This window comes from Ignavibacteriota bacterium (genome assembly GCA_019637995.1).
In the GTDB taxonomy this organism is placed as follows: domain Bacteria; phylum Bacteroidota; class Ignavibacteria; order Kapaibacteriales; family UBA2268; genus JANJTB01.
Window position 1 is genome coordinate 388,977 of the sequence record JAHBUQ010000001.1, and the last position, 26,193, is coordinate 415,169.

A 26,193-nucleotide genomic window follows, 5' to 3' on the forward strand; every position below is an offset into this window, starting at 1 on the left:
TATAATAAATACTTCTTCTAAAACGCTAAATTCTGTGAAAGCCATTTCTTTGCTTCGTCGTAAGAAATTCCTTTACGCTCTGCATAATTTTCAAGTTGGTCGCGTGTTATTTTCCCGACTGCAAAATACTTGCTGTCTTTGTGTGAGAAATACATTCCACTGACCGAAGCGCCCGGGTGCATCATACAGCTTTCCGTAAGAGTAATACCTGAATTTTCTTCGGCGTTAAGCAGGGACATGATTTTCTTATTTTCAGTATGGTCCGGAAGTGACGGATAGCCGGAAGCCGGACGAATACCAGTGTATTTCTCGGCTAAAATATCATCTATAGCAAGCTTTTCATCCGAAGCAAAACCCCATATTTCCTTCCTGACTTTTTCATGCAGAAGCTCTGCAAATGCTTCTGCCAATCGGTCCGAAATTATTTTAATCATTATTGATTTGTAATCATCATGCTCAGATTCATATTTTGCAACAAGCTCATCTGTTCCGATTCCCGCAGTGCAGGTAAATAATCCAAGATAATCAATTTTACCACTTTCAAGAGGAGCTATATAATCGGCAAGAGATAAATCACCGACATTTCCGCGGCTTACCTGCTGCCTTAACAAGTTGAATTTTTCAATTACGCCATTGCGATTTTCATCAGAGTAAATTTCAATATCATCATAGTTTACGGTATTTGCCGGAAATATTCCTAAGGAAGCATTTGCTGTAAGCAGATTATTTTCAATTACTTCATCAAGCATTGAATTTGCATCGTCAAATAATTTACGTGCCTCTTCTCCTTTTTCGGGGTTATCGAAAATCTGCGGGTAGCGTCCTTTAATTTCCCAGGTAACAAAGAATTGCGTCCAATTGATATATTTCCTGATTTCTTCAAGAGGATATTGATTGTAAACAATCACGCCTGTTTTATTTGGTTTGGGAATTTCGTAATTCGTCCAATCTGTTTTCAGACGGTTTTTAACTGCTTCATCGTAACTTAAAAGTGTTTTATCTTCTAATGATTTATAGTGATTAATCCTTATTTGCTCGTATTCCTTTTCAATATTTTTTGCAAATTCATCTCTTGAATTTTTATTCAAAAGATTTGAAACAACCGGCACGCTTTTACTTGCATCAAGCACGTGAATAACCGGTTGCGAGTAATTTGGTGCAATTTTCACGGCAGTATGAACACGTGATGTAGTAGCTCCACCGATTAAAAGCGGTTGAGTAAAACCTGCACGTTCAAGCTCTTTTGCAATATGAACCATTTCATCGAGCGATGGGGTTATGAGTCCGCTAAGACCAAACACATCAACATTATGCTCTTTTGCAGCGGCGAGAATTTTTTCAGGTGGAACCATCACGCCTAAGTCAATCACCTCATAATTATTACATGCAAGTACGACTGCGACAATATTTTTGCCAATATCATGCACATCACCTTTTACAGTAGCAAGCAGTACTTTCCCCGCGGATTGCCGTTCTCCTTTTTTCAACTGTGCCTCAATATAAGGAATCAAATGAGCAACAGATTTTTTCATAACTCTTGCACTTTTTACTACTTGCGGCAGGAACATCTTGCCTGAACCAAAAAGCTCCCCAACTACATCCATACCTGCCATCAAAGGTCCTTCGATAACTTCAAGCGGATTCTCAACTTTCAGGCGTGCTTCTTCAGTATCCTCAATTATAAATTCAACTATACCCTTTATCAAAGAATGTTTTAATCTTTCTTCGACAGGAAGAAGTCGCCAAGCATCCTGCTTTTCAACTTTCTTAGTGTCGCCTTGTTTTACTTTTTCGGCATAATCAACAAGTCGTTCAGTAGCATCGGCTCTTCTGTTTAGCAGCACATCTTCAACAAGTTCAAGCAATTCCTTGTCAATATCTGCATAAACTGCGAGCTGCCCCGCATTTACTATACCCATATCCATACCGGCATTTACTGCATGATACAAAAATGCAGAGTGCATAGCTTCACGGACAATATTATTCCCTCTGAATGAAAATGAAATATTGCTCACGCCACCGCTAACTTTTGAATAAGGTAAATTTTCCTTAATCCATTTTGTAGTTTTAATAAAATCAACCGCATAATTATTATGCTCTTCAATACCCGTTGCAACTGTAAGAATATTTGGGTCGAAAATAATATCATAAGGAGCAAAACCAACCTCTTCTGTAAGGATATTATATGCTCTTTGGGCAATTTCAATTCGTCTTTCAAAAGTATCTGCCTGCCCTTTTTCATCAAAAGCCATGACAATGACAGCAGCGCCGTAATCAAGAATTTTTGCGGCGTGTTCTTTGAAAACTTCCTCGCCTTCTTTGAGAGAAACAGAATTTACAATTCCCTTACCCTGAAGACACTTCAGCCCTGCTTCAATAACAGTCCACTTAGATGAGTCAATCATTACTGGAACTTTAGAAATTTCCGGTTCTGATGCAATCAGATTAAGAAATTTTGTCATCGCAGCTTCTGAATCAAGCATTCCTTCGTCCATATTCACATCAAGCACCTGGGCGCCATTTTCTACCTGCTGAAGTGCTACGGCGAGCGCATCCTCATACTTGTCATTTTCAATCAGCTTACGGAACTGAGCGGAGCCGGTTACATTCGTTCTTTCCCCAACATTGATGAAATTTGAGTTTTCAAATACCACCATCGGCTCAAGACCACTTAATTTCAGATATTTAGTTGCCTGCGGAATTTTTCGCGGCTCTCTGCCTTTTACAGTTTCCTTAATGGCGCGGATATGCTCAGGTGTTGTTCCACAGCAGCCACCGACAACATTTATGAAACCTTCATCAAGATATCCTTCAAGCACTTTTGCCATAGAATCAGCCGTTTCATCATACCCGCCAAATGCATTCGGAAGACCTGCATTTGGATACAAACTTGTGTAGCAATCAGAAGTTTCAGATAATTCAGATATATAGGGTCGCATCTGTTCTGAACCAAGGGCGCAGTTCAAACCGACTGATAATAAATTTGGCGTATGAGATATTGAAATCCAGAATGCTTTGGTCGTTTGTCCTGATAACGTCCGGCCACTCTGGTCAACAATTGTACCTGAAATCATCACAGGAAGATATATTCCTGAATCTCTGAAATAGCGGGCAGTAGCATAGATAGCACTTTTTGCATTAAGAGTATCAAATATAGTTTCGATTAGAATTATATCAGAGCCACCTTCTACTAATCCTTTTACCTGCTCATAGTATGCCGTTGCCATTTTATCAAACGAAGTAGCACGAAATCCGGGATTATTAACGTCCGGCGAAAGTGATAAAGTCTGATTTGTAGGTCCGATTGCACCTGCTACAAATCTTACTTCTCCCGGGTTTTCATTCATAAAATCAACTGCTGCTTTTTTAGCAAGCCGAGCAGACTCAAAATTTAGCTCATATACAATTTTTTGTAAGCCGTAATCACCCTGTGCAATTGATGTACCGCTGAAAGTATTTGTTTCGATAATATCGGCACCTGCTTCAAGGTACTGCTTATGAATATCATAAATAATATCCGGCTGAGTAATGCTTAAAAGGTCATTGTTTCCCTTTAAATCACGTCCGCAGTCCTTGAATCTCTCCCCGCGGAAATCTGCTTCTTCAAGTTTGTGCCGTTGAATCATGGTTCCCATAGCACCATCGAGAACTAAAATTCTATTTTGTAATATACCTGAAATGAATTTGTATTGATTGCCTTGTATCTTTCTCATATTTTTAAATTAAATCTGGAATAAGTAAGTATAATTAAAGTTTGAAGTTAATATAGCGAAAATATTTTAATTTTCAAACTTATTTCTATTTGGAATAGTGTTTTTTATTTTAAGCATTTGATATATAAAGTATACAAAATTCACTATTTAAATCTTAACACAATCTTAACATAAAGCTAATTATAAAATAACACTTAAATGTTATTTTTACATAATGTCAAACTTAAATTTTCAATAATCAATGGTTACAGCTAAAAAGTCAATATTTTTACTTTTTGTTTTTTTTATTAATTATTCTGCTTTTTCTGTTGATATAACAGGAAGCATTAAGTCAAAACATTCCAAACAGCCGCTTGTTGGCGCCACCGTTAGGGTGGATGGGACAAGTTCCGGTGCAAAAGCCGGCTTAAATGGTTCATACCGAATAAAAAATATCAAACCCGGAGAATATACATTAAAAGTAACTTATGTCGGTTACGAACAATCATCACAAAAAATATCTATAAATGACAAGGATTTAGTTAAAATTGACTTCGAACTTGAGGAAAAAAGTGTAGAAGGTGATGAAATATTTGTTTTTGCAGACAAAGATATTTCATCAGAAGAAGGAGCAAGAGCCAGCGAAAAAATGAATATCGGTGTATCGAATATTATGACATCAAGTGTAATAAGTGTTTCACCGGATATAACAGTTTCAACTTTAATCCAGAAGATGCCCGGTGTATCTATTGAGGAAGAGGGTTCAAATGAAGGTTCTTATGCTATTATCCGTGGTATGGATAAGCGATATAACAATACTTTGGTTAATGGTATCAAAATCCCGTCACCTGATGCGAGAAACAGATTTGTACCGCTTGACATATTTCCTTCAGACTTAATCGGGCGACTCGAAGTATTCAAATCAGTTACTCCTGATATGGAAGCTGATGCAATTGGCGGAACAGTAAATCTTGTGATGAAAAATGCTCCCAATGATTTTCTTGTTCAGGCAAATGCAGCAGTGGGCTATAATGATTTGTTTTTAGACAGGGATTATCTTTGGTTTAACACAAGTGTTCAAAGAAGACGTTCACCCGGAAGAATTACAGAATGGAATGATAATTTAAGCAAGCAGGAAAAATATGATATTGTAAATAAGTATTTTCCGCTTGAAGCATCTGTATTTGAAAATAGAACAGCGTTGCCAAATGCAATTGCGGGCTTTACTATAGGTGACAGATTTGGTGAAAATAAGCAGTTTGGAGCAATTTTAGCGTTAAGTTATCAGAGTATCACTCGTGGACAGAATTCATCTTCAACCAATATTGACCCTGAGCGTGAATCAGGATTGACAACGCTCGATAATGTTTACGTACGTGAAAACTCTATTCATGATACAAGAATTGGTATTCATAATAAATTAGATTACAATTTTAATCCTAACCACAGAATAAGTCTTTATAACGCATTTATGCACTTATCACAAAATGAAGCATGGTACTTAATTGATTCAAGTTATTTCCGGCTTTCATTTGTACGTACTGTTGATTATGAATTATTCTCACAGCAAATTGACCAGAATATTTATAACTCGACTATACGTGGTGACCATAATTTCGGAAAAAATCATGTTTTTGACTGGTCTTTATCTTATGCTTTAGCGACGAGAAATCAGCCCGACAGAGCAACAATGCGACTAAACAGAAAAGATGTCAATGATTTGAATATCCATGGTGATATTCGTGTTGATTATGATTATCAGTACGTTCGTGAATTTACTTACAACTCTGACCAGGATATTAATTTTATTACAAACCTCAAACAATTATCTTTTATTTCCTTAGGAAGTTCAGAACTTCGGTTGGAAAATAAAATCGGTACATTAATAAGATTCAAAAACCGTGAAAATTTCTACGACCAATATACATTCAGACCATATCTGAATAATTCACTGAATGAATATCCTGGAAATCAGGAATATGTGTATGAAGGTGATGTTAGAAATGGCGATTTACGTAATACATATTTCCGGCTTTTCAATCCAAACGGCTCAACCGGAAGCACAAATGAATATACTATTAATGAATTGGTTGGTGCAGCATTTTTGCAAAGCAAAGGAAGAATTGGTGATTTTGAAATAACTGCCGGTGTAAGAGCAGAATATACAGATATTGAATTTGAAACTGCTGCATATCGTGGTCCTCAATCGCCTGCAAATACAAAAGGTTCGCAGGATTATTTGAATATCTTACCTGGTGTTTTTATCAAATATATGCCAAACCGGAAGACAAACTGGAGATTGAGCTATAATCAGGCGCTTACCCGCCCAAGTTTTTATGAATTTGTTCCGGCTATTGAAATCAACTCCGACGGCGAAAAATTTCAGGGTAATCCAAATGTTAAGAATACAGTTGCAGACAATTTCGATTTAAGATATGAATATTATCCTTCGGCTTTAGATAAAATATTTGTTGGTGTTTTTTATAAGCACTTAACAAATCCTATTGAGCGAGCATACATCGGAAGCGGAACTTTTACTTTTGAGAATTTTGATGAAGCAAATAACTATGGTCTTGAAATTGAATTTACCAAATATATAAGTCAAATCGGATTCAGAATTAATTATTCTTATACAAGTTCACAAATTGAATCACAAAAGAGATTTTTCTTCAGATTAACCGAAGAAAACATGTATCTTGTTGATATGGATATATCAGGAAGATTAAGACAAGACTTAGATGCAGGCACTGTCAATGTTGGAGATTTAACAAATATCATCAGGAATGAAACAAGACCACTTCAGGGGCAGACAGACCACCTTTTCAACTTCTCAATTTTGTATAAGAATCAGGAGCTTGGAATTGATGCACAGGTGGACTTGAATTATCAGGGAGAAAGAATTGTGTTTGTTGCACCTGAATATAAACTTGACTGGTGGCAAAGACCTCAGATTAATTTAGACTTTTCGGCAGAGAAAAAATTTGGTAGTTTTACACTATATTTCAAGTCAAGGAACTTATTAGATACACCGAGAGAATTTTATGTAAAAAGACCGCTCGTGGACCTTGGTGTACAAATGCCATTCCAAGATAATCCGAGAGAAGAGACATTTGCAAGAAGAAATTTGTTTGGCAGAAATATGCAAATTGGAATTAAATACTTGTTCAATTAATAATATGGAGATAACTATGAAGTTATCAAGAATACTAATGCTTTTAGCATTTACTTTAGTTGTATCATTCATTTCTTGTAGCGAAGACAGCAAGAATACCACTGGTCCGGACAATAAAGCACCTGAAAATTTAGGCGGCAATATTGAGGGCGTACTTAAGGAAGGTACATATATTGTAACTGATAATCTGATTGTTCCAATCGGAAAAACACTTACAATCGAACCAGGTGTAAAACTCATTTTTGATGGAGATGGTATCCAAGGTTCAAGCCCGGAAATCGCTGTTTTTGGACAGTTGATTGCAGAAGGAACACCACAGAAAAGAATTATAATGACAGTTGACGATGCAAAGAAAGGTATTGACAATTTTGCACGCGGTTACTGGGGTGGCATTCAATGCTATCAGACTTGCAACAGATTAGTATTGAGATATTGCGATATCGAATACACAGGCGGTCCTGCAGGCGAGCTTATCAATCCGGACTATGTGTTAAGAAATCCGGGTAGTACTCGTTACACACTTATGAATGACAATCAAGACGGCGATTATATAGTAGAACATTGCCATTTCTTTGGTATTGCTGATGACTTATGGCGCCCACTTGGTGGCAGAATTTCTTTCTGCTACAATTTAGTTGAGTTCCAAGGCGAAACAGGTGGTGACTGTATTAATGCAAAAGGCGGTACAGTTGGTATTCTTGCTTACAACTTAGTTATCGGTAGTGCTACAAACGGTCTTAAAACCGGTAACGGCGGCGACAAAACTATCCAGACTAACATTGATATTTACAATAATACAGTTGTTACTTCCGGCTACAGAAGAGCACAAGCCGGACGTGGTGGCTCAATCAACGTTGAGGAAGGTGCAAGAGGTCAGATTTACAACAACTTAATGGTAAATTGCCGTTTCGGACCAAGAATGGTTGATGGTTTTGATGCTGTTAATACAGTTTATGGTTATAACTATAATTTTGCTTCATTCCAGAGTTTAATTGATGAAATTTACCCTACTGCCGGTGTAACTGTTCCTCAGTCAACTGACATCAACAGTGCAACTCCGGGCGATAAAGACCCGATGTTTGTTAATTATACTGTTGATTACACTGAAGCACAGTTAAGAGAAGGTATCCTTGCTAAATTGAATGTTCTTGGTAACCAGAACTTCAGATTAAAAGCGGGTTCACCGGCTTTAGGCAAAGGATTCACCGGCTTTACTCCTGTTCGTGCTCCAAATGGTACTACTGCACCTGCTCCAAGCAGTGATATAGGTTGCTACCCTGCATCAGGAAACGGTAATAAATTCTAATTTCTTTTTTTTGTAATAAAGACTCTGCCCTTAAAAGCAGAGTCTTTCTATTTAATATCAATTATGATTTTAAAATATTTTCTCATAATTATTGTAGCAATATTAATTATCATGCTCTTCATCAAGTGTGATGATTCTCCATTTGATGTACCTGAAGAAAAGTTTGAAATAAAAATTGCAGAAAATTGTACGGGCATAAATAATGTTCTATTTCATACAGGCGAGCCGTTAAATCTGATTCAATCTCCTCCTCTTGATGAAATATCAGGCATGGCAGCAAGTATTAATAACCCGGGTTATTATTGGGTACATAATGACAGCGGCAGCCCTCCGAATTTATTTCTACTTGATTCAAATGGAAATTTAGTTGCAACTTATAGAGTTACAAGTGGTAATAGGGACTGGGAAGATATCGCTTGTGTAAAAAATCCTTTCGATGGTAAATCCTATATCTATATTGGAGATATTGGTGACAATAATGCTATAAGAGCAAATATTAAGATTATAGAAATTGAGGAACCAAAAATCCAAAATTTTGATACTTCAATAATTACTGATTTACAACATAAACGTAACATATTTTTTAAATATCCTGATGGAGCAAAAGACGCCGAGTCACTGCTAATTGATCCTATTTCGATGGATTTGTTTGTAATCAGCAAACGAGAAGGTTTTTCAAGAGTATTCAGCTCCAAGTATCCATTTATTGATGATTTTAACGAATTGGAGCATATCGCTACATTACCCTTTAACACTGCAACCGGAGCGGATATAAGTTCCGACGGAAAAGAAATCTTAGTCAGAAATTATATAAGAGTATATTATTGGCAGAGAAATGGGAGAGAACATCTGAAATACACTTTTCAGCAAAATCCGCAATGCCTTCCCTTGATTTCAGAGCCGAAGGGTGAATCAATTTGCTTTGCTTATAACAACTCCGGATACTATACGGTAAGTGAAGTACAAGGATATGAGCGATTAAATGTTACAATGAATTATTATAAAAGAAAATAGTTAAATGATTATTTTTATTTATTTTGCTTTTAACATTATTTTGTTGTTTGTTTTATCTGATTTTGATTCATCCAAACCATACCATCTTTAGCAAGCAGTGAAACTGAAGCTTTGCCATCAGGAGAGTTATAAATTATCATATCTTGCTTATTATTCATATATTTATTGCTCAGTTTTAAGATATATTACTAATTTAATTTTAGTTCATTTCAGAATATCAAAAATAACGATAATTCAGGCATTTTCAAAGTGAAATTTAATAAATAAATGGAACAAATTAAGGAACTACTTAGGTTAATTCAATAGCCCCGTCATTCATGGCGGGGAGTTTGATTATTTAATAACGGTAGGGCTTTAGCCAAAATTCTCGGCGATTACACATTCGGCTAAAGCCACAGAACAACGACAAAATCAAACTCCCCACTGAAACAAAACCCTCGCAAAATAAACATTTGCAAGGGCTTATATCAATTACCCGATAAAATTATTAATAATCAATTACTTCACTTTCACAAATTTCTCGTTTACAACATTTCCCTTATCGTCGCTTATACTTATGAAATATATACCTTGTGAAATATTTCCAACATTAAAGTTTAATGAATTAATATAAGTTGAATAACTCTTACTTTCACTCAAAGTAGAAATAAATTTACCTTCATGACTGTAAAGTTCGAATCTCAGATTACAGTTTCTTTTCGGTGCGAAGGATATGTTAATATTATCGCCACTAAGAGGGTTTGGATAAATATTCAGTGATTCAAGCAAATTATTACTTAGTTTACAAACTCCAAGATATGATATTTCTCCTTTGAGTGCTTTGCAGGCATCATCGGGAGAGAGTGAGCCGTCTTCCACCCTTGAAATTATTTCAAGCTCGTTTAGAATAGGTGTGCGGTATCTTTCAGGAAGAAGCTCTGCAAATTCCTTGCTCACATAAAACCAGATGTCAACATCATATCGAATTGTATCATCACCGTTATATTCTTCCCAATGGAAGTTAACTGGTAACAAATTATGAATTAAAGGTTTGTATTTTCCCAATGAATCTTTCGTTAGTATTTTATCAACATCTATATAATCATCATTTGTGGTGTCTGAAAGTAGAAAAGGTGATTGAGAAATTTGAGTCATTGTTACTTGATTTGAAATTATTCCGTTCAAGCTCATAACTGATTGATAAATAACACCTAAAGCAGCTTTTTCTGACCATATAGTATAATCCCATCCTGAATAACGAACAGGTTTTACTCTAATCCCTTTGGTATTTTCATCTGAGTTATACATGATTGAAGAAGCAGTTGATTTGAGTAACAAATGCTGTTTTGTTGTATCATAACCAAAAACTTCATTTATCATTTTCAAACCTCCAGGTGGAACATTATCAATATTAATATATTCTTCCATAGAGCATGATATTGTATCACCCTTTTTAAATATTCCTATTTTTTCCGCTTCTTCAAATGATAAAGTTAGTTTTTCGATACCTGCGATTTGTTTGATTTCTTTAACTTCGGGTTTTGATAATAGTTGAGGTTGACTAAAATTACAAGGTTCTTTGATTTCAGCAACTGCATCAACAAATTGCTTATGAATCAAGCCTTGGTCAATATTACTTAATAAATTCTCAAATGATTTATTATGACTTGAACGCTTATATCTATCAGGCAGAAGGTTGATGAAATTTTCAGTAGCAAGATAAGTTACTATAATGTAATTAGTTCTTTCTTCAGTATTTACCCTTAGAAATACCGGAACTCCAGCATTAATATTAGGATTTTTAGTTTTATCGTAATATATCTTTATTGAACTTACTTTTCCATCAGGACCAAGAATTTTTCTTAAATCAGATTGTAGTTTGCCTGTATATACGTAATTATTTATAATATCTTTCAATATTTTGTTTGAGCCGAAGCTATTTATAACACTTGTTCCAAAACTTGTTGTCGAATAAGTTGTCCCTGTACTATCGCCTCGATGCATTCTTAGACATTCAGGAAAAATTCCTGGTGATAATGACATATCCCAATCAGGATTCTTTAGATATGAAAGTTGAAATTTATTTGAATCATTTACCAAATGTAACATTCTGACAATACCTTTGTCTGGATACATATATTTTGGTATGTCCTTGAATTGATTTAGGTTATAACTTGGATATATGGATTCAGTAAGGAACAAATATCCACAATCTACTTTTCTTATATTAATTCTTTCGAGTTCATCATCAGATAACACAAGGACATCAATAGAGTCAAGCTCATCTTTTGGTAAATCTTTTTTATAGTAGTGAATTGTTATATTGCCATTAACATTTTTTGCAATATTGGTATCAATTGGGTCAATTCCTAAATGCTTATTAAGTTTTTCTCTTTCTTCAGAAGTGAGATTCTTTTGCATCTTTTCTATAGAATTGAATCCGTTTCTGTTTGTGTTGTTTGGTTCGTCATTCTTCTCCGAATTTTCAATTTGTTTTCTCGGGCTTTTCGGAGTATCATTTGAAGCAATGTTCTTTACCTGATTTTGCTCTGAAATATTAATCTTTGATTCTGGCGCAACTTGAATTGAGTTAAAATTTGAAAGAACCTCATTATTAGAAACTATGTCTGTAGTATTCTGTATCATCATCAGACTTACAAAAACGATTAGGATACTTGAAAATATACTCATCACAACTACTCCTCTTTTATTAAAAATGTTTGTTTTCTTTTGTTTATCAATATTAGTCAAAGTTTTCCTGATTTCGCTGTCGTTAAACGGAAACTCAGGGAGGTTGGTCTTTGAAATATCATCGAATAATCTATCTAAATCCTTCATAATGCCCTCTTAGGATTATTATTTACATAAGTTTTGATTTCTGTACTCAGCAGTACTTTTAGTTGTTCTTTTCCCCTGTAAAGCCGCTGTTTAAGTGTTTCAAGTTTCACATTTTGAATTTCCGAGGCGATATTTTGAGGATAACCCAGAATATTACACAACACAATTGCTTCTTTCTGCTCCTTTGGTAATTTTTCCATTGCTTCATAGAGAAGTTTAATTTCATATATTCTGTCGGGTGTCAGTTCACGGGATTCGAGCAAATCATAATATTTTTCTGAAGTAAGTTCAGTCATTTTCTGTTTTGCTGCTCTGCTGTAATTAAGTCGTGATGCAATTGAAAACATCCATGATAGAAACGCCCCGTAATTTCTTAATTTATCAAATTCTCTGTAAGCAGATTCAATTGTGTCCTGAAGTAAATCCTTTGCATCGTCGTAAGTCGGCGTTACCGATAGGCAAAACCTCCAGAGGTTCTTCTTCAGCGGTTCAAAGAGTTCTAAAAATTTGTCTTGTTTATTTCGCATCATACTTTCAATTTGTTTTACGAACAGTAAGAGCAGTGAAACTTAAAAAAGATGACAAAGATAATTAAAAATATTTGATTTAGATATTTTTTATTGTATTTTTGAATTAGAATTTAATGTGATTTCGATTATAGGTTTTAAAACTTACTAATGTGATGAGCAACCATGAGTTTACACAACGACATCAACGACCTTGTTCGGGCTGAACTTAAATATCGTCAATCTTTGCAGGATTCAACCGCAGTTACTTATGCTTCGGTTTTTGTCAAAAATGGTAAAGCCGTATTGAAAGATGTATTAATTAATGGTGTATCAATCCGGAGGATTGTGGAAGAGGAAATGAAGTAAGGTCAAGATGATAATTGTTAATGATTAATATTGGCAAATTAGTAAATGTTAAAAAAACCTATTTGATTTCTCTTAAATCCTACAATTACAATAATGCAGGACGATTAGTGGAATATACCAAGAGCAATATTTCCGGATTTGGTTCAAGTTGCAATCAAAATATATTACCAAATGAGGCATTCAATGCAGACAAATGGACATTGGGCTATATGTATAATCATGACGGAGTGCGTGAGCAGATGCGTTTTTTCAAATTGAAAATTGGTTAAAAATGTCAAAAAGATAGTTAAAAATGTTAATAAGATTTCTTATTATGAAATTATTTCATATTATTATAATTTTTCAATTGTTTAAAATAAAAAAGTATCGTTTAGTTTTCATAATTTAATGTATTCTTAAAAAATATAAGGTTTTTGATTATATGGCTACGATTAATATAATAGCCACAATAATTAACTTTTTGAATAAATTTATATAATTACAATTTAAAAATAAATTTTGGAAATTGCATTTTTGTGAAATGCTATAAATAATTAATTCGCTATATTTTCAATATATTTAATTTTTTATTCGTACAATGAACCCAAATATTTACAAACATTGCAATAGAAATTAAACTATTCACAATTCATTTACGCTTTAATTTTGCAGTCAGAATTATTTACATTACTTTTGTAATATTGGATTAATCCATATTTAACGAAAGTTTTTGAGAATTAAAAATTAGGTTATTATTATGTACGAAATAGTTAAAGCAAATGACCCGGAACTTTATGACGTTCTGATGAAAGAGAATGCCCGCCAGCACGAGAAAATCGAACTTATTGCAAGTGAGAATTTCACTTCTGATGCAGTTATGCAGGCGCAGGGTTCTGTCTTGACAAACAAATATGCTGAAGGTTACCCGGGCAAACGCTACTACGGCGGTTGTGAGTGGGTGGATGTTGCTGAAGATATCGCCCGCGACAGACTAAAAAAACTATTTGGAGCTGAATATGTGAACGTTCAGCCACATAGCGGTTCAAATGCCAATCTTGCTGTGTATTTCACTTTCATCAAGCCGGGTGATACTGTGATGGGGCTTAGTCTTGCTCACGGCGGACATCTTACTCACGGCTCACCTGTGAATTTCTCCGGTCGTTTGTATAATTTTATTCCTTACGAACTGGACCCTGAAACCGGAATTATTGACTATGATAAAGCCGCAGAACTTGCTAAACAGCACAAACCAAAACTGATTACAGTAGGTGCATCTGCTTATTCTCGTGATATTGATTTTGCAAAATTCCGTCAGATTGCTGATTCTGTAGGTGCATTTTTATTTGCTGATATTGCACATCCTGCCGGACTGATTGCGAAAGGTAAACTCACAAATCCACTGCCATACTGCGACATAGTTGCATCAACAACTCATAAAACGCTACGTGGACCTCGCGGCGGTATCATAATGACACACAAAGATTACGAAAATCCATTCGGCTTGGTGGCACCAAAATCAGGACGCGTGAAGAAAATAAGCGAAGTGCTTGATTCAATGGTTATGCCGGGCGTTCAGGGTGGTCCGCTTATGCACGTAATTGCTGCAAAAGCTGTTGCTTTCGGCGAATGTTTGTCGGATGAGTTCGACCGTTATACAACTCAGGTTATCAAAAATGCAAAAGCATTTGCACAAGCTATGAGCGACAAAGGTTATAACCTTGTTAGTGGTGGCACCGACAACCACCTTATGCTTATAGACCTACGCAACAAAGGTGTTACCGGAAAGCAGGCAGAAAATGCATTAGATGAATCGGGCATCACGTGTAACAAAAATGCAGTACCAAACGACAATCAATCGCCACTTGTTACATCGGGCATTCGTCTTGGCACTCCTGCAATGACTTCACGCGGTTTCCGTGAGGATGATTTCCTTTATGTAGCCGAGTTGATTGACCGCGTCATCACAAACATTGACAACAAAGCCCTACACGCAGAAATCACCGAAGAAGTAAAACGCTACACAGCTAAATTCCCTCTGCACCAGAAGATGTGAGAAAAATAAATTTGTAGGGATGAGATTATTCTTGTCCCTACTTTTATATCCAACTAAATCCACTCTAAAATCGTTATAATGTATATAATTTTTCAGGTGCTGTAAATGAGTGAACATTTTTTTAGTAAGGTTGAGATTAAGAATTTCAAATCAATAGAATACATTGAATTTGAATGTAAAAGAATCAATGTATTTATCGGCAAACCTAATGTCGGTAAGTCATGTATTATTGAGGCACTATCCTTGCTTGCAAACCCGGATTTATTATTTCAGCAAGATTTAAAATCTGTGATTAATTTTGAGGATAATTCTAATTTATTTCACAATAATATAAACAGAAATAATATTAGCATTAGAACTGATAATTCAATCGCTTTAATGAATTATGACAAAAATTATAACTTTCTAAAATCAAATAATAAACTATTATTAGAGCCATCAAATCATTATTTATTTGATGATTTTAAGAGTATTAATGAAATATTTAATCAATTTAAACAGAAGTATGGTAATCCTGATTTAGTTTTATTAAATCCTTACAACTCAGACATTCATTATTATCAAATAACAGAGCATTTGAATGATTTTTCTGGCTTTACAAAACCATACAAATTTAAGGCAAATATAAACTATTTAAGCAAAGATAATTTAAGTTTGTTAATTCCTAATGGGAATAATCTGTTTTGGATTTTATCACAATATGAAGATTTACAAAATGAATTTGCTGAAATCCTTGGTGAATACAATTTAGATTTAGTCTATGACCCAAGTAAAAATCTATATTTCAGCCAGAAAAAATTGCAGAAATATAACGTATCACAAATCCCATTCTCAATGTTAGCTGATACAATACAGAGGATTATTTTTTATTCAGCAGCAATCGAATCAAACAACAATTCAATTTTATTATTTGAAGAACCTGAGGTAAATTCTTTTCCACCATATATACAAGAGCTTTCGAATAAAATTCTATTGAGCAAAACAAACCAATTTTTTATAACAACTCACAGCCCTTACTTACTTACAACTTTACTTGAAAGTTCAACTAATGAAGTTATACTAAATATTGTGGGTTACAAGGATGGTAAAACAACAATTTATCAAACAAGTTCCGATGAAATTAGCGAGCTGTTGAGTTATGACTCCGATATCTTTTTAAATATTGACAGATACATCTGAAATGAAAAATTTTCCGATTTTTATTGAGGGTTATCTTGATGAGTCCATCATAAATCAAACTGTGGATTTAATTGCAAAACAAAGCAAATACCAAATTACGCGAAAAGACTTTTTCATTGACAGAGCGAAAGGTATTAATGCTGTTCTTAATAGAGTTATCAAAATTGATAAATCTTGTATTGGAATTATTGATGACGACAAAGTAAAATCAAATATTATTGATAAATTCCAGCATTGTGGTTCTTTGGGAAATTTGAATTTCTACTATTCAGGAAATCATAATACTCACAAGTTTGTAATTGTTTTTGTACCTGCAAGCGAAAAGTGGATTATTGATTCTGCAAATACAATTGGAATAGACAACACTACGACAACTTTAAAAGAATTTACAAAATTCAGTAAATCACATATAATGATTGAAGAAATTCAAAACATTGTTAAGAAGGTTATCTTTGGTGAGGCGAGGAATGCAGTCATTTTTAGAAGAATAATTTTTGGAATTATCAAAAGGTATTAATTTTTCTTAGGAATATCTACTCCCCGCTTCGGAATGAGGCGGGGAGTGGGTTAATAATATTAATCATAATATTTCGTTTTAAATCATATAATAATTATTAGGTGACGTTATGGAAAATTTTATTATTGAAAATAACAAAGATGAGTTAATATTCAAACTGAAAAAATCTGACTTTGACAGTAATTTTATTCTCTCATTAATAAAGAACTTAGAAACTGAAAGTCTGGCTCAAAGATCCGGTTTTGATGAATCAATATTATCAATAGCTGAAGAAATCAAATCTAATTGGTGGAAGCAGAATCGAGATGAATATATGAAGGATGTTTCTATTTGAAGAGCAAATCATCAATAGTTGATACTAATATCATCTTTTCAGCTCTAATACCCCTATTGAGTCTAAAATTAGAAGTTGTCTCATTGACTCAAATTACCAATTTTATTGTCCAAATTATGTGATTTATGAAATTTATGCTCATAAAGAAAAGATGATTAAAAATTCCAAACTTTCAGCTACTGATTTTTATATTCTAATGAGTAGAATCATTGATTTCATAAGATTTATTCCTTCAAGTTTGGTTTCTTATGAAAATAAAAAAAAGGCTTTTGAACTTTGTTTTGATATTGATGAAAATGATGTTCCATTTATTGCATTATCATTAGAACTTGATATTCCATTATGGACAGGAGATAATAAATTGATTTCAGGTCTTAAAGAAAAAGGTTTTAACAATTTTTTTGAGCTCAAATGAGAATTGAATATTATCCCGAAACTGATACACTTTATATTGATATTAATGATACTGAAAAGAAATTTTGAATATTAAGAGAAACCAATATTCATTTAAAGTCGCAGAGTGAGTAATTGTCAGCTACCAACCACCCCATCCCAAAACCTCAGTTTTAGAAGAAAATAATCCAATTTTTTTATTAAACCTTAATTAAAGCGTTTAATCAAGTTTTTTTCCGGGATATCTTTTTATATATTCTGTTTCGCTTTGCATTTTAAGGCTTGTACCTTCCTTAATCATTTTATTTCCTTCCTGGATTTTTGCTTCGGATTGGTTAAGAAGTTTTTCAGCTTCTTCTTTCATCTTAATTGCTTTTTGCTTGTCTTTCTCACCATCAGAAACAAGCTTTTCACCATTAGTTATCATTTTATCTCCATCTTCCCACATATCTGCAAGGTCAAGTTTGAGATTTGCTCCATCTCGCATCTTGTCTGCTGCTGTAGGTTTTGAAGTTGAACATGATACAAATAATACGAACGATATTAATACTAATATTTTTGATTGAAAATTCATTTTAAGAGACCTTATATTATTAACTATTATTTATTAACGCATCAAAGGATGTTATATTATTACAATAACATTTCAATCTTAAGGAAATTTTGTTATTTTTGCAAATTATGAAAAATACAATATCAGAACAAACAAAAAAATTTATAAGAGATAACTTTGAAAATGAGCCCTATCAACTTTTATTGAATAAGGTACATATTCCAGATATTGATATTGCATTTGCAGTAAATGAAATTCAATGTCGAAAGAAATTATCTCACAAAATGTCTGATTGGGCTGATAATTATGATTTAATTATGCCTCAGCCTAAGAATATCGAACAATCATCAGGTTTCTTGGCAGCAAAATATAAATCTAATCTTTTTAAGTATGAAAAATCGCTTGATTTGACAGCAGGCTTTGGTGTGGATTCATATTTTATTTCCTCTAATTCAAAAAGTCATATTTGTGTAGAATCAGATTTATCTTTACTGAATATTCTTGTTCATAATTTTGAGGCTCTTTCAGTTCAAAATACTCAGTTTATAAATATTTTTGCCGAAGATTTCTTAACAAGTAATATATTAAAATTCGACTATGTTTATATTGACCCTGACAGGCGCGATAAAGCAGGAGAGAGGAAATTCAGTATTAATGAATGGCAGCCTGATATATTGAAAATTTTCCCGGAATTGAAAGGAATAACTAAATTTTTGCATATCAAGCTTTCACCAATGATGGACTTAACTGCAGTAATGAAGTTGTTTCCGGAATTATCAAAAATTTATGTAATTTCAGTCAATAATGAATGTAAAGAACTTTTGATTGAATTTGATTTTACTGCATTAAATCTTTCTAAACAAATTGTAGCTGTCGAATTAAGTGATAGCCCTTTCGAGCATATTTTTAATTTTAATGATAAAATTGACATAAAGACCGAGTATCCGAAGAAATACATATATGACTCACACCCTGCAATTTTAAAGTCAGGATTTAGTGATTTTTATGCAGGTAAATTTGGTTTGTCAAAGATTGGAGTGAATACTCATATTTATACTTCTAATGATTTGATTGAGGGATATGCCGGCAAAGTATATCAAATCATCGGACTGACAAAGCCTGACCGAAAAGAAATCATGAAATTTTTACCCGATATGAAAGCTATTGTAATCAGAAAGAATTTCCCTCTTAAAGTAGCTGAAATCAGAAAAAAATATGGTATAACTGAAGGAGAAGAATATACCATATTTGCTGTAAAACTTAGTGATAACAAGAACAAGTTTCTTGTAAGTAAGAGAATAAATTAACTACTTAAATGAAATATCTGCATATTTCGGAAAAAATACTGAAAATATTGAGCCACTTCCTTTTGTGCTTGATACGCTAATAAACCCATTGAGCTTGTCAACCAGCCTTTTTGCTGTTGACAGACCAAGTCCAAGCCCTTCATAATGTCGGTCGTGTCCTTCGCTGATTTGTCGGAAAGGTTCGAAAATTGTATCAAATTTAGAGTCACTTATACCAATCCCTGAATCTTCGACTGATATTTCAATGAATTCTTTGTCGTTAATTTTTGTTCCAATTATATTTACACAAATATTACCTTCATCAGTAAATTTAATAGCATTGTCTATTAATTGATAAAGAATTTGATAAAGGCAATTTTCATCAGTAACAAGACCTTTTACAGAGATATCAATATTAATATCAAATTCAATTTTCTTGATTTCAATAATTGGCTGAAAAGTATTTTTCAAATTATTCAGAATTTCATATAAATCAACATCAATATTTTCAATTTGAAGTTGATTACTTTCAATAGCTGCTAATGTTACAACTGAATTCAAAGCCGCATTTAATCTTTGGGCTGAGTGATATATGTCATTAAGCATATCAGATTCATCATCCGAATGTGCATTTTTTGATAATATTTTTGTAAAACCTAAAATACCATTTAAGGGAGTTATAAATTCATGACCAACTAAACCAAGTATATTTGAAGTAAATTGTCTGGCTATAGAATTTCTTTCTTTCTCAATTAGAAGCTCATTTTGTAATTTTAATTCTTCAGATATTTTCTTGCTGATACCATAAATTCCTCTAAATATCCCGTATTCATCATAGATAATATTTCCTTTAACCTCGACCAGAACAATTTCACCCGATTTTGAGATATACTCAATCTGAATATTATCAAAAGCTCCGTCCTGTAATTTTGTAGTTGAAACAAGTTCATAAATTCTATTAAGCTTATCTATTGTGGTTTCTGTGTATTTTTGTTCTTTGGAAAGCAGTATAAATTCCTCTTTTGTATAACCTGTGATACTCTCTATTGCAGGACTTATAAAAACCAGCCTGAAACTTTGGTCAATAATCCAGAAAATATCATTAGAATTATTAAACACAAATTCAATAAATTCAAGATTTACAATATTGTTAATTAACTTACTTGTCATTTTATTCATAATTATTAGATTCCTTTCTTACTTAAATGCTATGGGAATAGTAAAGTGAAAAGCGCTGCCTTCACCTAATTTACTATCTACCCAAATTTCCCCGGAATGTTTTTCAACAAACTCTTTACATATTATTAACCCTAAACCTGTTCCACTTTCCTGATTTGTTCCAACAGTTGAAACACTACCTTCAAGTTTAAACAGACCTGAGATTAGTTCCTTCGATATACCCACACCATCATCAATAATTGATATCCTGCAATAATCACCAATTTGCTTTGTTCTGACAATTACATTTCCATTTTCTTTTGTAAATTTAATAGCATTTGTAATCAGATTTCTTAGAATTGTGTTAAGCATATTTGGGTCAGCATATACATCAATATCACTTTCAATTTCACCTGATAAATTGATAGACTTACTAACTGCAGCAGCATTCAAAAGCTCTAAATTATGTTGCAAGATCTGTGTAAGTTCAAGATTCATAGGGTGATACTGTATCAAACCCCGCTGAGTTCTTGACCATAGAAGCAAGTTCTCCAATAATTCAAATAGTCTCTTGGCAGTATTGTTGACTCCATCTAAGAATTCCTTGATTTCTTCACGGCTCAGGTCTTGAAATGTCTTGACCAGGAAGGCTGATACACCCATAAAAGCACTGATTGGATTTTTTAAATCATGAGCAATGATTGAAAAGAATTTGTCTCTGGTTGCATTAATTTCCTTTAGTTCAGAATATTGCTCATTAAGCTTGTTTTGCTGATTTACAATTGTATCATTTGCTTTAGCAATTTTTTCGGTCATAATATTAAAAAATCTTGCAACCTCACCAATTTCATCATTCGATTCTATTTTGACTTTGTAGCTTAAATCCCCATCAGCGACTTTAATTGTTGCATCTTTTAAATGGATTAAAGGTTTTGTGATACTTCTTGCTATTAAAACCGACAAAATTATGCTTACAAAAATTGAAATTGCAAAAATCGGGACTAGTGACATCACAAAATTATCTATTACTTCGCTTTCACTTATTACAAGATTAGTTATCAGTTTTTCAATATCATTTTCTATTAGACTCATCTGCTGCTCTAATTCGGATAGCTTTTCAAAAATTATTACAAATTCAGCAAATGATTTATCATAATCCTTTGCCAAACTTATAAACTCAACTTTATTGCTTTTAGTCATTTTTGACTTTTCCACTTCTTCAACAAACCTGTTTATTAAATGATGCACCTGGTCAGCATATTCTTCTCTGCCCCTCATTATATAGTCTTTTTCCCTTCTGCGCGCCTGCAAAAGAAAGAAAAGAAGCCGGTCATCATTATTATTTCTCAGGAATTCTTCGAGTTTATGGATTTTATCTCTGAATTTCCCTTCAATACCAGTATCCTCACTCAGACCGAATTCCCTGAATAAAACATCATATTCTTTAATTAAATCTTTATAAAATTTCTTTAGACTGTCAAGTGAAAATAACTCATCAATACTCGATAGCTCTTTTGAAATACTATCATAAATTTCCAGATTAACATTAATCTGACTAATATTATTATTGTAAATCTCAATAAAGTCGGAATCACGCCTTAAGAGCAATTCTAACCTCATATTTTTACAATTATTTAATGTTTTCTCAAGGTCAAGTAGATTTTGCTTTTTATCATTCAACCGAAAAGAGTATAATGATAAGAAAACTATCAGTAGCAGGAAAATTTCGATCATACTACTGAATATTATCATTTTGCCGAACATAGAAATTTTTAGTTTCAACATAATTTTCACTTATAGTTAGTAAATTTCGAAATTGTTTAAATATTTATCTGTTGCTTAATACTTTCATATTTTCTAATGCATCATCTAAATTGCCTTCAGCCAATTGATTAAGTATGATAATGGCTTGCTTAATCGGTTTAACAATTTGTTTTGATGTAACATAAGAGTAAATAACTGTTAATATAATTGAAACACCAATAACAGAAAATATTAATATTTTGTAATTGATAATATTTTGTGATTCTTCAATAATGATGGTATTCAATTTCTCGCTCAATATTATTTCATTTGTTGTAATTGATTTATTTAATTGAGTAATTTTATCTCTTGTATCAGCAAAAAGTAAAAAATATTCTAAATATAGCTCTAATAAATTATTTAAATCATTTTTATTGTTGTCACCAATATTAGACTCCTTGATAACAATTTGCATCGTTGAAATAAGTTCCTGAACTTTGTCAACATACTCGGATCTACCTCTAATTATAAAATCTTTTTCTCTTCTTCTTAATTGCAGTTGAAGGATTTGGAGGTCTTTATGATTGATACTTTTAAGATAGGTTTCCAAATTATGCACACTTTCTCTGAACTTACCTTCAATTCCTGAAGTTTCATCTAATCCAATTTCAACCAAAAAATTTGAATACAAATCAATATTATTGAAATATTCCGGAATTAAGATATTTAAGCTTCCAAAATCATTATTTTGTGAAGCCTTTTCAAAGGTAGCCATAAAGTTTTGTTTTTCATGTTTAATCTTAAGTTCATTCTCTAAGAATATAGCTTTGTAAGAATCATCTTTTTGCGAATTTAACTCAATTCTCAATTTTGAAATATGAATAAATATTTCATTAAGAAATCTCAAATTCCCCTGATACTCATAAAGGCTATATACTACATTAGCAAGAAATACAGTAAACAGCATCACAGAAATTATGATGCTGTTTAAAAGCAATATTTTTCTAAATAATGATAGTTTTGACATTTTAGAATAAATATAATTTACTACAAAACTCTTCTTAATTTAGCTCTTACCGGAAGTTCACTATCATAAACCCTTTTTACTCCATCGCCAATAGATGACTCAATGTCACGGATATTGCTGACAAGCCTAATGAAACCACCAATCTCAACTGAAGCAGCCTGATCTGTACCCCACATAGCTCTATCGAGTGTAATATGACGCTCCACAAAGTTAGCTCCCAGTGTTACAGCTGCAAAAGTTGGTGCTAAGCCTACTTCATGCCCGGAATAACCAATCGGAATTTCATTAAATGAATCTTTGTAAGTTTGGATGCATTTTAAATTCAACTCCTCAATTTTGCATGGATATGTGGATGTTGAATGAGCCATCATCAGATTGTACTTTCCAATAACTTCCAATGCATTATTGATTTCATCAATTGATGACATACCTGTAGAAATCATAAGTGGTCTTCCGGTTGAGCGGAATTTCTTAAGAAGTTCATGGTCAGTCAAAGATGCTGATGGTGCTTTATAAAATGGCAAGTTGAATTCTTCCATAAAATCAACTGAAGGCTCATCCCAGCAGGAAACAGTCCATTGAATTTTACTTTTAGCACAAAATTCATCAATTTCAGCATATTCATTTATTCCGAATTCCACCTTATACCGATAATCAATATATGTCATTCTTCCCCAAGGTGTATCACGCTCTAAATTCCACTGATCTTTTGGAACACATAATTCAGGTGTTCTTTTTTGAAATTTAACACAGTCAGCTCCGGCTGCAACTGCACCGGAAATAATTTTTTTGGCAATTTCAACAGAGCCGTTATGATTAATACCAATTTCTGCTATTATGAATGTAGGTTGTCCGTCACCAATTATTCTATCGCCTACTTTTACACTTCTTGACATTTGAATTCTCCAATTTTTTAATTTTAAAATAGTTTATTACCAAGTTGTCCAGCCGCCATCAGCGACAAGATTGTGTCCGTTTACATATTTAGATGAATCTGATGCAAGATAAATCAAAGCCCCGGAATAATCATCAGGTTTTGACATTCTCCCGGCAGGAGTCATCGAAGAATATTTTTTAATAAAGTCTTCAGATTGATTATTTTCAACACCGCCCGGAGATAAACAATTAACTCTAATACCACTGGTTCCCCAATAAGAAGCAAGGAATTTAGTCAGCATTATTACAGCTCCTTTGGAGCTTGGATAAGCACATGATTTGTAAAATTTTTGCCTGCCTTCGGAATCAATATACAAATTTTGATTCGGTGCTGTGATGCCATAAGTAGAAGCAATATTTATAATTGAACCACTGCCGTTTTTTGCCATAATGCTTCCAAAAATCTGACAACAAAGGAATGTTCCCGTTACATTTACATCCATAACTTTGCGGAACAATTCAAGCGGATAATTCTCGAATTTTGAATCTTCGAGTGCGTTGATTGGATTTTCAACCATATCGTTGATTGCTGCATTATTGACAAGAATGTCAATTTTTCCGAACCTGTTTATAATTTCATCCTTTGCTGCAATCAAGTTGCTTTTGGATGTAATATCACATTCAATCGCAAGAGATTCATTTGGCAGTTCAAATGCAATATCCTGACAGTCATCTTTGTTTAAATCCAAAAGGACAACTTTGGCTCCAGCATCAGATAATACTTTTGAATAATTTCTTCCCAATAAACCGCTGGCACCGGTTACAATAGCAACCTTACTTTCGAGTGAGAAAATTTTGTATGCTGACATCTAGAAATTCCTTGGCTTAGTGTTAAAATTTCCAACTTTTCTAAACACAGGTTTGAGCATTTCACCCTTCAAATACGACTCGGGATTTCCGCTGTCAACAGCTTCTTTTAATAAACCAAGACAGTGTTTATAGGCTTGTAAAGTATAATCAATATCTATCTGAGAATGACTGAAACTCATATTATGAAATCCTCCCCAAAGTATTCCGCATTTTATCAACTCTTGCTGAAGTATAGATTTGAGGAGCAATCCATTATGGTCAGGATGATTGAATACCATCATACTACGAAAATTGTATCCTTTTGCGAAAGTATAATCCATCGAAAGTTTTTTAGCAATTTCATTATAACCGTCTTTTAGCAACTGCCCCTTTTCATTCAAATATGAAATTACATTTTTATCTTTGATTTCATTTATTGTGGCAATAACTGCAGCTAATGAAAGCGCTTCGCCACCAAAAGTTGTATAAAAAAATACATCATTTTCAAATAAATTCATAATTTCAGATTTGCCGGAAATTATCGAAACAGGCATTCCGTTTGCAACAGCTTTTGAGAAAACTGCCAAATCTGCATTGATTCCGAAATATTCCTGAGCTCCGCCTAACGCCATTCTGAAGCCTGTCCACATCTCATCAAAAATCAGTACGATTCCTTTTTCAGTACAGATTTCCCTTAGTTTGTGCAAGAATTCATTTTGTGGCTCATCGAAAGTGACCGGTTCGAGAATTACAGCAGCAGTGTCCGAATCAATTGCAGCGAGAAGTGATTCAATATCGTTGTAATTGAAAGTATAAGTCAACTCTTTGGTAACTTCAGGAATGCCAATATTTTTGTCGGTTACAGCTATATACCAATCATGCCAGCCGTGATATCCACAACAAAGAACAGTGCTTTTTCCGGTGTATGCTCTCGCAGCTCTGATTGCCGCACTTGTAACATCAGCACCCGATTTGCTGAACCTGACTTTTTCTGCATTAGGTATTACTTCGCTAATAAGTTCAGCAGCTTCTATCTCAAGATAATGAGGGAGAGAAAAAGTAATACCCGATTCGAGTTGCTTTTTGATTGCTTCATCTACAGCAGGATATGAATATCCGAGCGAGAGGGGACCTACAGCCATTGTAAAATCGAGATACTCATTGCCATCAACATCAATAATTTTCGAACCAATTGCTGATTTTGCAAATATTGGAGCAATCCCTTTTACATATTGAGAGGTTCCCTTCGCAAGAGTCTGAGTTTGTGAAGGAATAAGTTCCTGTGATTTCCCGAATAATCTTAAAGATTCCGAAATATCAGGATAATTATCATTAAATTTAATTGTATTTGTCATATTATTTTCCTTTTC

20 protein-coding genes and 1 pseudogene are annotated in these 26,193 nt (G+C 33.5%); 11 read left to right on the forward strand and 10 right to left on the reverse strand.

The genetic code is table 11. The annotated features are described in order from the left end of the window. Positions 1–17 precede the first annotated feature (17 nt). Positions 18–3,713, reverse strand: a complete 3,696-nt coding sequence (gene metH, locus KF896_01525; protein ID MBX3042373.1) for a methionine synthase — start codon at positions 3,711–3,713, stop codon at positions 18–20. A gap of 241 nt (positions 3,714–3,954) precedes the next feature. Here metH and KF896_01530 point away from each other — a divergent pair, with 241 nt between their 5' ends. The 3 genes from KF896_01530 to KF896_01540 all read left to right on the forward strand — a co-directional run bounded on the left by KF896_01530 (position 3,955) and on the right by KF896_01540 (position 9,184). After that, positions 3,955–6,864: a TonB-dependent receptor gene (locus KF896_01530; protein ID MBX3042374.1), complete on the forward strand. Its 2,910-nt coding sequence runs from the start codon at positions 3,955–3,957 to the stop codon at positions 6,862–6,864. 16 nt (positions 6,865–6,880) lie between these two features. Next, complete coding sequence (locus KF896_01535) at positions 6,881–8,170, forward strand: hypothetical protein (GenBank protein ID MBX3042375.1); 1,290 nt, start codon at positions 6,881–6,883, stop codon at positions 8,168–8,170. A 111-nt stretch (positions 8,171–8,281) separates the two neighbouring features. Continuing rightward, entirely contained in the window at positions 8,282–9,184 is a 903-nt protein-coding gene (locus KF896_01540; GenBank protein ID MBX3042376.1) for a PE-PGRS family protein, read from the forward strand. 498 nt (positions 9,185–9,682) lie between these two features. Here KF896_01540 and KF896_01545 read toward each other — a convergent pair whose 3' ends face one another. Both KF896_01545 and KF896_01550 read right to left on the reverse strand, forming a co-directional pair. Continuing rightward, positions 9,683–12,001 carry a T9SS type A sorting domain-containing protein gene (locus KF896_01545; protein MBX3042377.1) on the reverse strand — a complete coding sequence of 773 codons (2,319 nt, stop codon included), beginning with the start codon at positions 11,999–12,001 and terminating at the stop codon, positions 9,683–9,685. Further along, positions 11,998–12,531 carry an RNA polymerase sigma factor gene (locus KF896_01550; GenBank protein ID MBX3042378.1) on the reverse strand — a complete coding sequence of 178 codons (534 nt, stop codon included), beginning with the start codon at positions 12,529–12,531 and terminating at the stop codon, positions 11,998–12,000. The genes KF896_01545 and KF896_01550 overlap by 4 nt, the downstream gene beginning before the upstream one ends. Before the next feature lie 162 nt (positions 12,532–12,693). On the opposite strand from KF896_01550, the gene KF896_01555 reads away from it, so the two are divergent. The 7 genes and pseudogenes from KF896_01555 (at position 12,694) to KF896_01585 (ending at position 17,353) form a co-directional block, all read left to right on the forward strand. Continuing rightward, positions 12,694–12,876 carry a hypothetical protein gene (locus KF896_01555; GenBank protein MBX3042379.1) on the forward strand — a complete coding sequence of 61 codons (183 nt, stop codon included), beginning with the start codon at positions 12,694–12,696 and terminating at the stop codon, positions 12,874–12,876. A gap of 20 nt (positions 12,877–12,896) precedes the next feature. Beyond that, positions 12,897–13,145, forward strand: a complete 249-nt coding sequence (locus KF896_01560) for a hypothetical protein (protein ID MBX3042380.1) — start codon at positions 12,897–12,899, stop codon at positions 13,143–13,145. A 467-nt stretch (positions 13,146–13,612) separates the two neighbouring features. Then, the gene (locus KF896_01565) at positions 13,613–14,908 is read left to right on the forward strand and encodes a serine hydroxymethyltransferase (protein MBX3042381.1); all 1,296 of its coding nucleotides are present in this window, start codon (positions 13,613–13,615) and stop codon (positions 14,906–14,908) included. A 105-nt stretch (positions 14,909–15,013) separates the two neighbouring features. Next, positions 15,014–16,087, forward strand: a complete 1,074-nt coding sequence (locus KF896_01570) for an ATP-binding protein (protein MBX3042382.1) — start codon at positions 15,014–15,016, stop codon at positions 16,085–16,087. A 1-nt stretch (position 16,088) separates the two neighbouring features. Then, a complete protein-coding gene (locus KF896_01575) occupies positions 16,089–16,604 on the forward strand; it encodes a hypothetical protein (GenBank protein ID MBX3042383.1) in 516 nt (171 codons plus the stop codon). A gap of 109 nt (positions 16,605–16,713) precedes the next feature. Then, a complete protein-coding gene (locus tag KF896_01580; protein MBX3042384.1) occupies positions 16,714–16,938 on the forward strand; it encodes a hypothetical protein in 225 nt (74 codons plus the stop codon). Next, a pseudogene (locus tag KF896_01585) lies at positions 16,935–17,353 on the forward strand (nucleotide-binding protein). The gene KF896_01580 and the pseudogene KF896_01585 overlap by 4 nt, the downstream one beginning before the upstream one ends. A 198-nt stretch (positions 17,354–17,551) precedes the next feature. Here KF896_01585 and KF896_01590 read toward each other — a convergent pair. Then, positions 17,552–17,905, reverse strand: coding sequence for a hypothetical protein (locus tag KF896_01590; protein ID MBX3042385.1), 354 nt, complete (start codon positions 17,903–17,905; stop codon positions 17,552–17,554). A gap of 107 nt (positions 17,906–18,012) precedes the next feature. Between KF896_01590 and KF896_01595 the strand changes: the two genes are divergently transcribed. Beyond that, the gene (locus KF896_01595; protein ID MBX3042386.1) at positions 18,013–19,191 is read left to right on the forward strand and encodes a hypothetical protein; all 1,179 of its coding nucleotides are present in this window, start codon (positions 18,013–18,015) and stop codon (positions 19,189–19,191) included. Here the strand turns inward: KF896_01595 and KF896_01600 are convergent, their stop codons facing one another. The 6 genes from KF896_01600 to KF896_01625 are packed head-to-tail and all read right to left on the reverse strand — an operon-like array spanning position 19,192 to position 26,178. Then, complete coding sequence (locus KF896_01600) at positions 19,192–20,349, reverse strand: PAS domain S-box protein (GenBank protein MBX3042387.1); 1,158 nt, start codon at positions 20,347–20,349, stop codon at positions 19,192–19,194. It lies immediately after the preceding gene. A gap of 18 nt (positions 20,350–20,367) precedes the next feature. Next, positions 20,368–22,113 (reverse strand): HAMP domain-containing histidine kinase, encoded by a 1,746-nt coding sequence (locus tag KF896_01605; protein ID MBX3042388.1) that lies wholly within the window; start codon positions 22,111–22,113, stop codon positions 20,368–20,370. A gap of 43 nt (positions 22,114–22,156) precedes the next feature. Beyond that, positions 22,157–23,098, reverse strand: coding sequence for a hypothetical protein (locus KF896_01610; GenBank protein MBX3042389.1), 942 nt, complete (start codon positions 23,096–23,098; stop codon positions 22,157–22,159). Between the two features lie 20 nt (positions 23,099–23,118). After that, positions 23,119–23,994, reverse strand: a complete 876-nt coding sequence (locus KF896_01615) for an N-acetylneuraminate synthase family protein (protein ID MBX3042390.1) — start codon at positions 23,992–23,994, stop codon at positions 23,119–23,121. A 36-nt stretch (positions 23,995–24,030) separates the two neighbouring features. Further along, positions 24,031–24,843: an SDR family oxidoreductase gene (locus KF896_01620; GenBank protein ID MBX3042391.1), complete on the reverse strand. Its 813-nt coding sequence runs from the start codon at positions 24,841–24,843 to the stop codon at positions 24,031–24,033. Beyond that, positions 24,844–26,178, reverse strand: coding sequence for an aminotransferase class III-fold pyridoxal phosphate-dependent enzyme (locus tag KF896_01625; protein ID MBX3042392.1), 1,335 nt, complete (start codon positions 26,176–26,178; stop codon positions 24,844–24,846). Positions 26,179–26,193: the final 15 nt, after the last annotated feature.

Excerpts from the sequence above, each read along its gene's own strand:
- metH (MBX3042373.1), bottom strand. The coding sequence starts at position 3,713 with ATGAGAAAGATACAAGGCAATCAATACAAATTCATTTCAGGTATATTA.
- KF896_01530 (MBX3042374.1), top strand. The coding sequence starts at position 3,955 with ATGGTTACAGCTAAAAAGTCAATATTTTTACTTTTTGTTTTTTTTATT.
- KF896_01535 (MBX3042375.1), top strand. The coding sequence starts at position 6,881 with ATGAAGTTATCAAGAATACTAATGCTTTTAGCATTTACTTTAGTTGTA.
- KF896_01540 (MBX3042376.1), top strand. The coding sequence starts at position 8,282 with ATGCTCTTCATCAAGTGTGATGATTCTCCATTTGATGTACCTGAAGAA.
- KF896_01545 (MBX3042377.1), bottom strand. The coding sequence starts at position 12,001 with ATGAAGGATTTAGATAGATTATTCGATGATATTTCAAAGACCAACCTC.
- KF896_01550 (MBX3042378.1), bottom strand. The coding sequence starts at position 12,531 with ATGATGCGAAATAAACAAGACAAATTTTTAGAACTCTTTGAACCGCTG.
- KF896_01555 (MBX3042379.1), top strand. The coding sequence starts at position 12,694 with ATGAGTTTACACAACGACATCAACGACCTTGTTCGGGCTGAACTTAAA.
- KF896_01560 (MBX3042380.1), top strand. The coding sequence starts at position 12,897 with ATGATTAATATTGGCAAATTAGTAAATGTTAAAAAAACCTATTTGATT.
- KF896_01565 (MBX3042381.1), top strand. The coding sequence starts at position 13,613 with ATGTACGAAATAGTTAAAGCAAATGACCCGGAACTTTATGACGTTCTG.
- KF896_01570 (MBX3042382.1), top strand. The coding sequence starts at position 15,014 with ATGAGTGAACATTTTTTTAGTAAGGTTGAGATTAAGAATTTCAAATCA.
- KF896_01575 (MBX3042383.1), top strand. The coding sequence starts at position 16,089 with ATGAAAAATTTTCCGATTTTTATTGAGGGTTATCTTGATGAGTCCATC.
- KF896_01580 (MBX3042384.1), top strand. The coding sequence starts at position 16,714 with ATGGAAAATTTTATTATTGAAAATAACAAAGATGAGTTAATATTCAAA.
- KF896_01590 (MBX3042385.1), bottom strand. The coding sequence starts at position 17,905 with ATGAATTTTCAATCAAAAATATTAGTATTAATATCGTTCGTATTATTT.
- KF896_01595 (MBX3042386.1), top strand. The coding sequence starts at position 18,013 with ATGAAAAATACAATATCAGAACAAACAAAAAAATTTATAAGAGATAAC.
- KF896_01600 (MBX3042387.1), bottom strand. The coding sequence starts at position 20,349 with ATGAATAAAATGACAAGTAAGTTAATTAACAATATTGTAAATCTTGAA.
- KF896_01605 (MBX3042388.1), bottom strand. The coding sequence starts at position 22,113 with ATGTTGAAACTAAAAATTTCTATGTTCGGCAAAATGATAATATTCAGT.
- KF896_01610 (MBX3042389.1), bottom strand. The coding sequence starts at position 23,098 with ATGTCAAAACTATCATTATTTAGAAAAATATTGCTTTTAAACAGCATC.
- KF896_01615 (MBX3042390.1), bottom strand. The coding sequence starts at position 23,994 with ATGTCAAGAAGTGTAAAAGTAGGCGATAGAATAATTGGTGACGGACAA.
- KF896_01620 (MBX3042391.1), bottom strand. The coding sequence starts at position 24,843 with ATGTCAGCATACAAAATTTTCTCACTCGAAAGTAAGGTTGCTATTGTA.
- KF896_01625 (MBX3042392.1), bottom strand. The coding sequence starts at position 26,178 with ATGACAAATACAATTAAATTTAATGATAATTATCCTGATATTTCGGAA.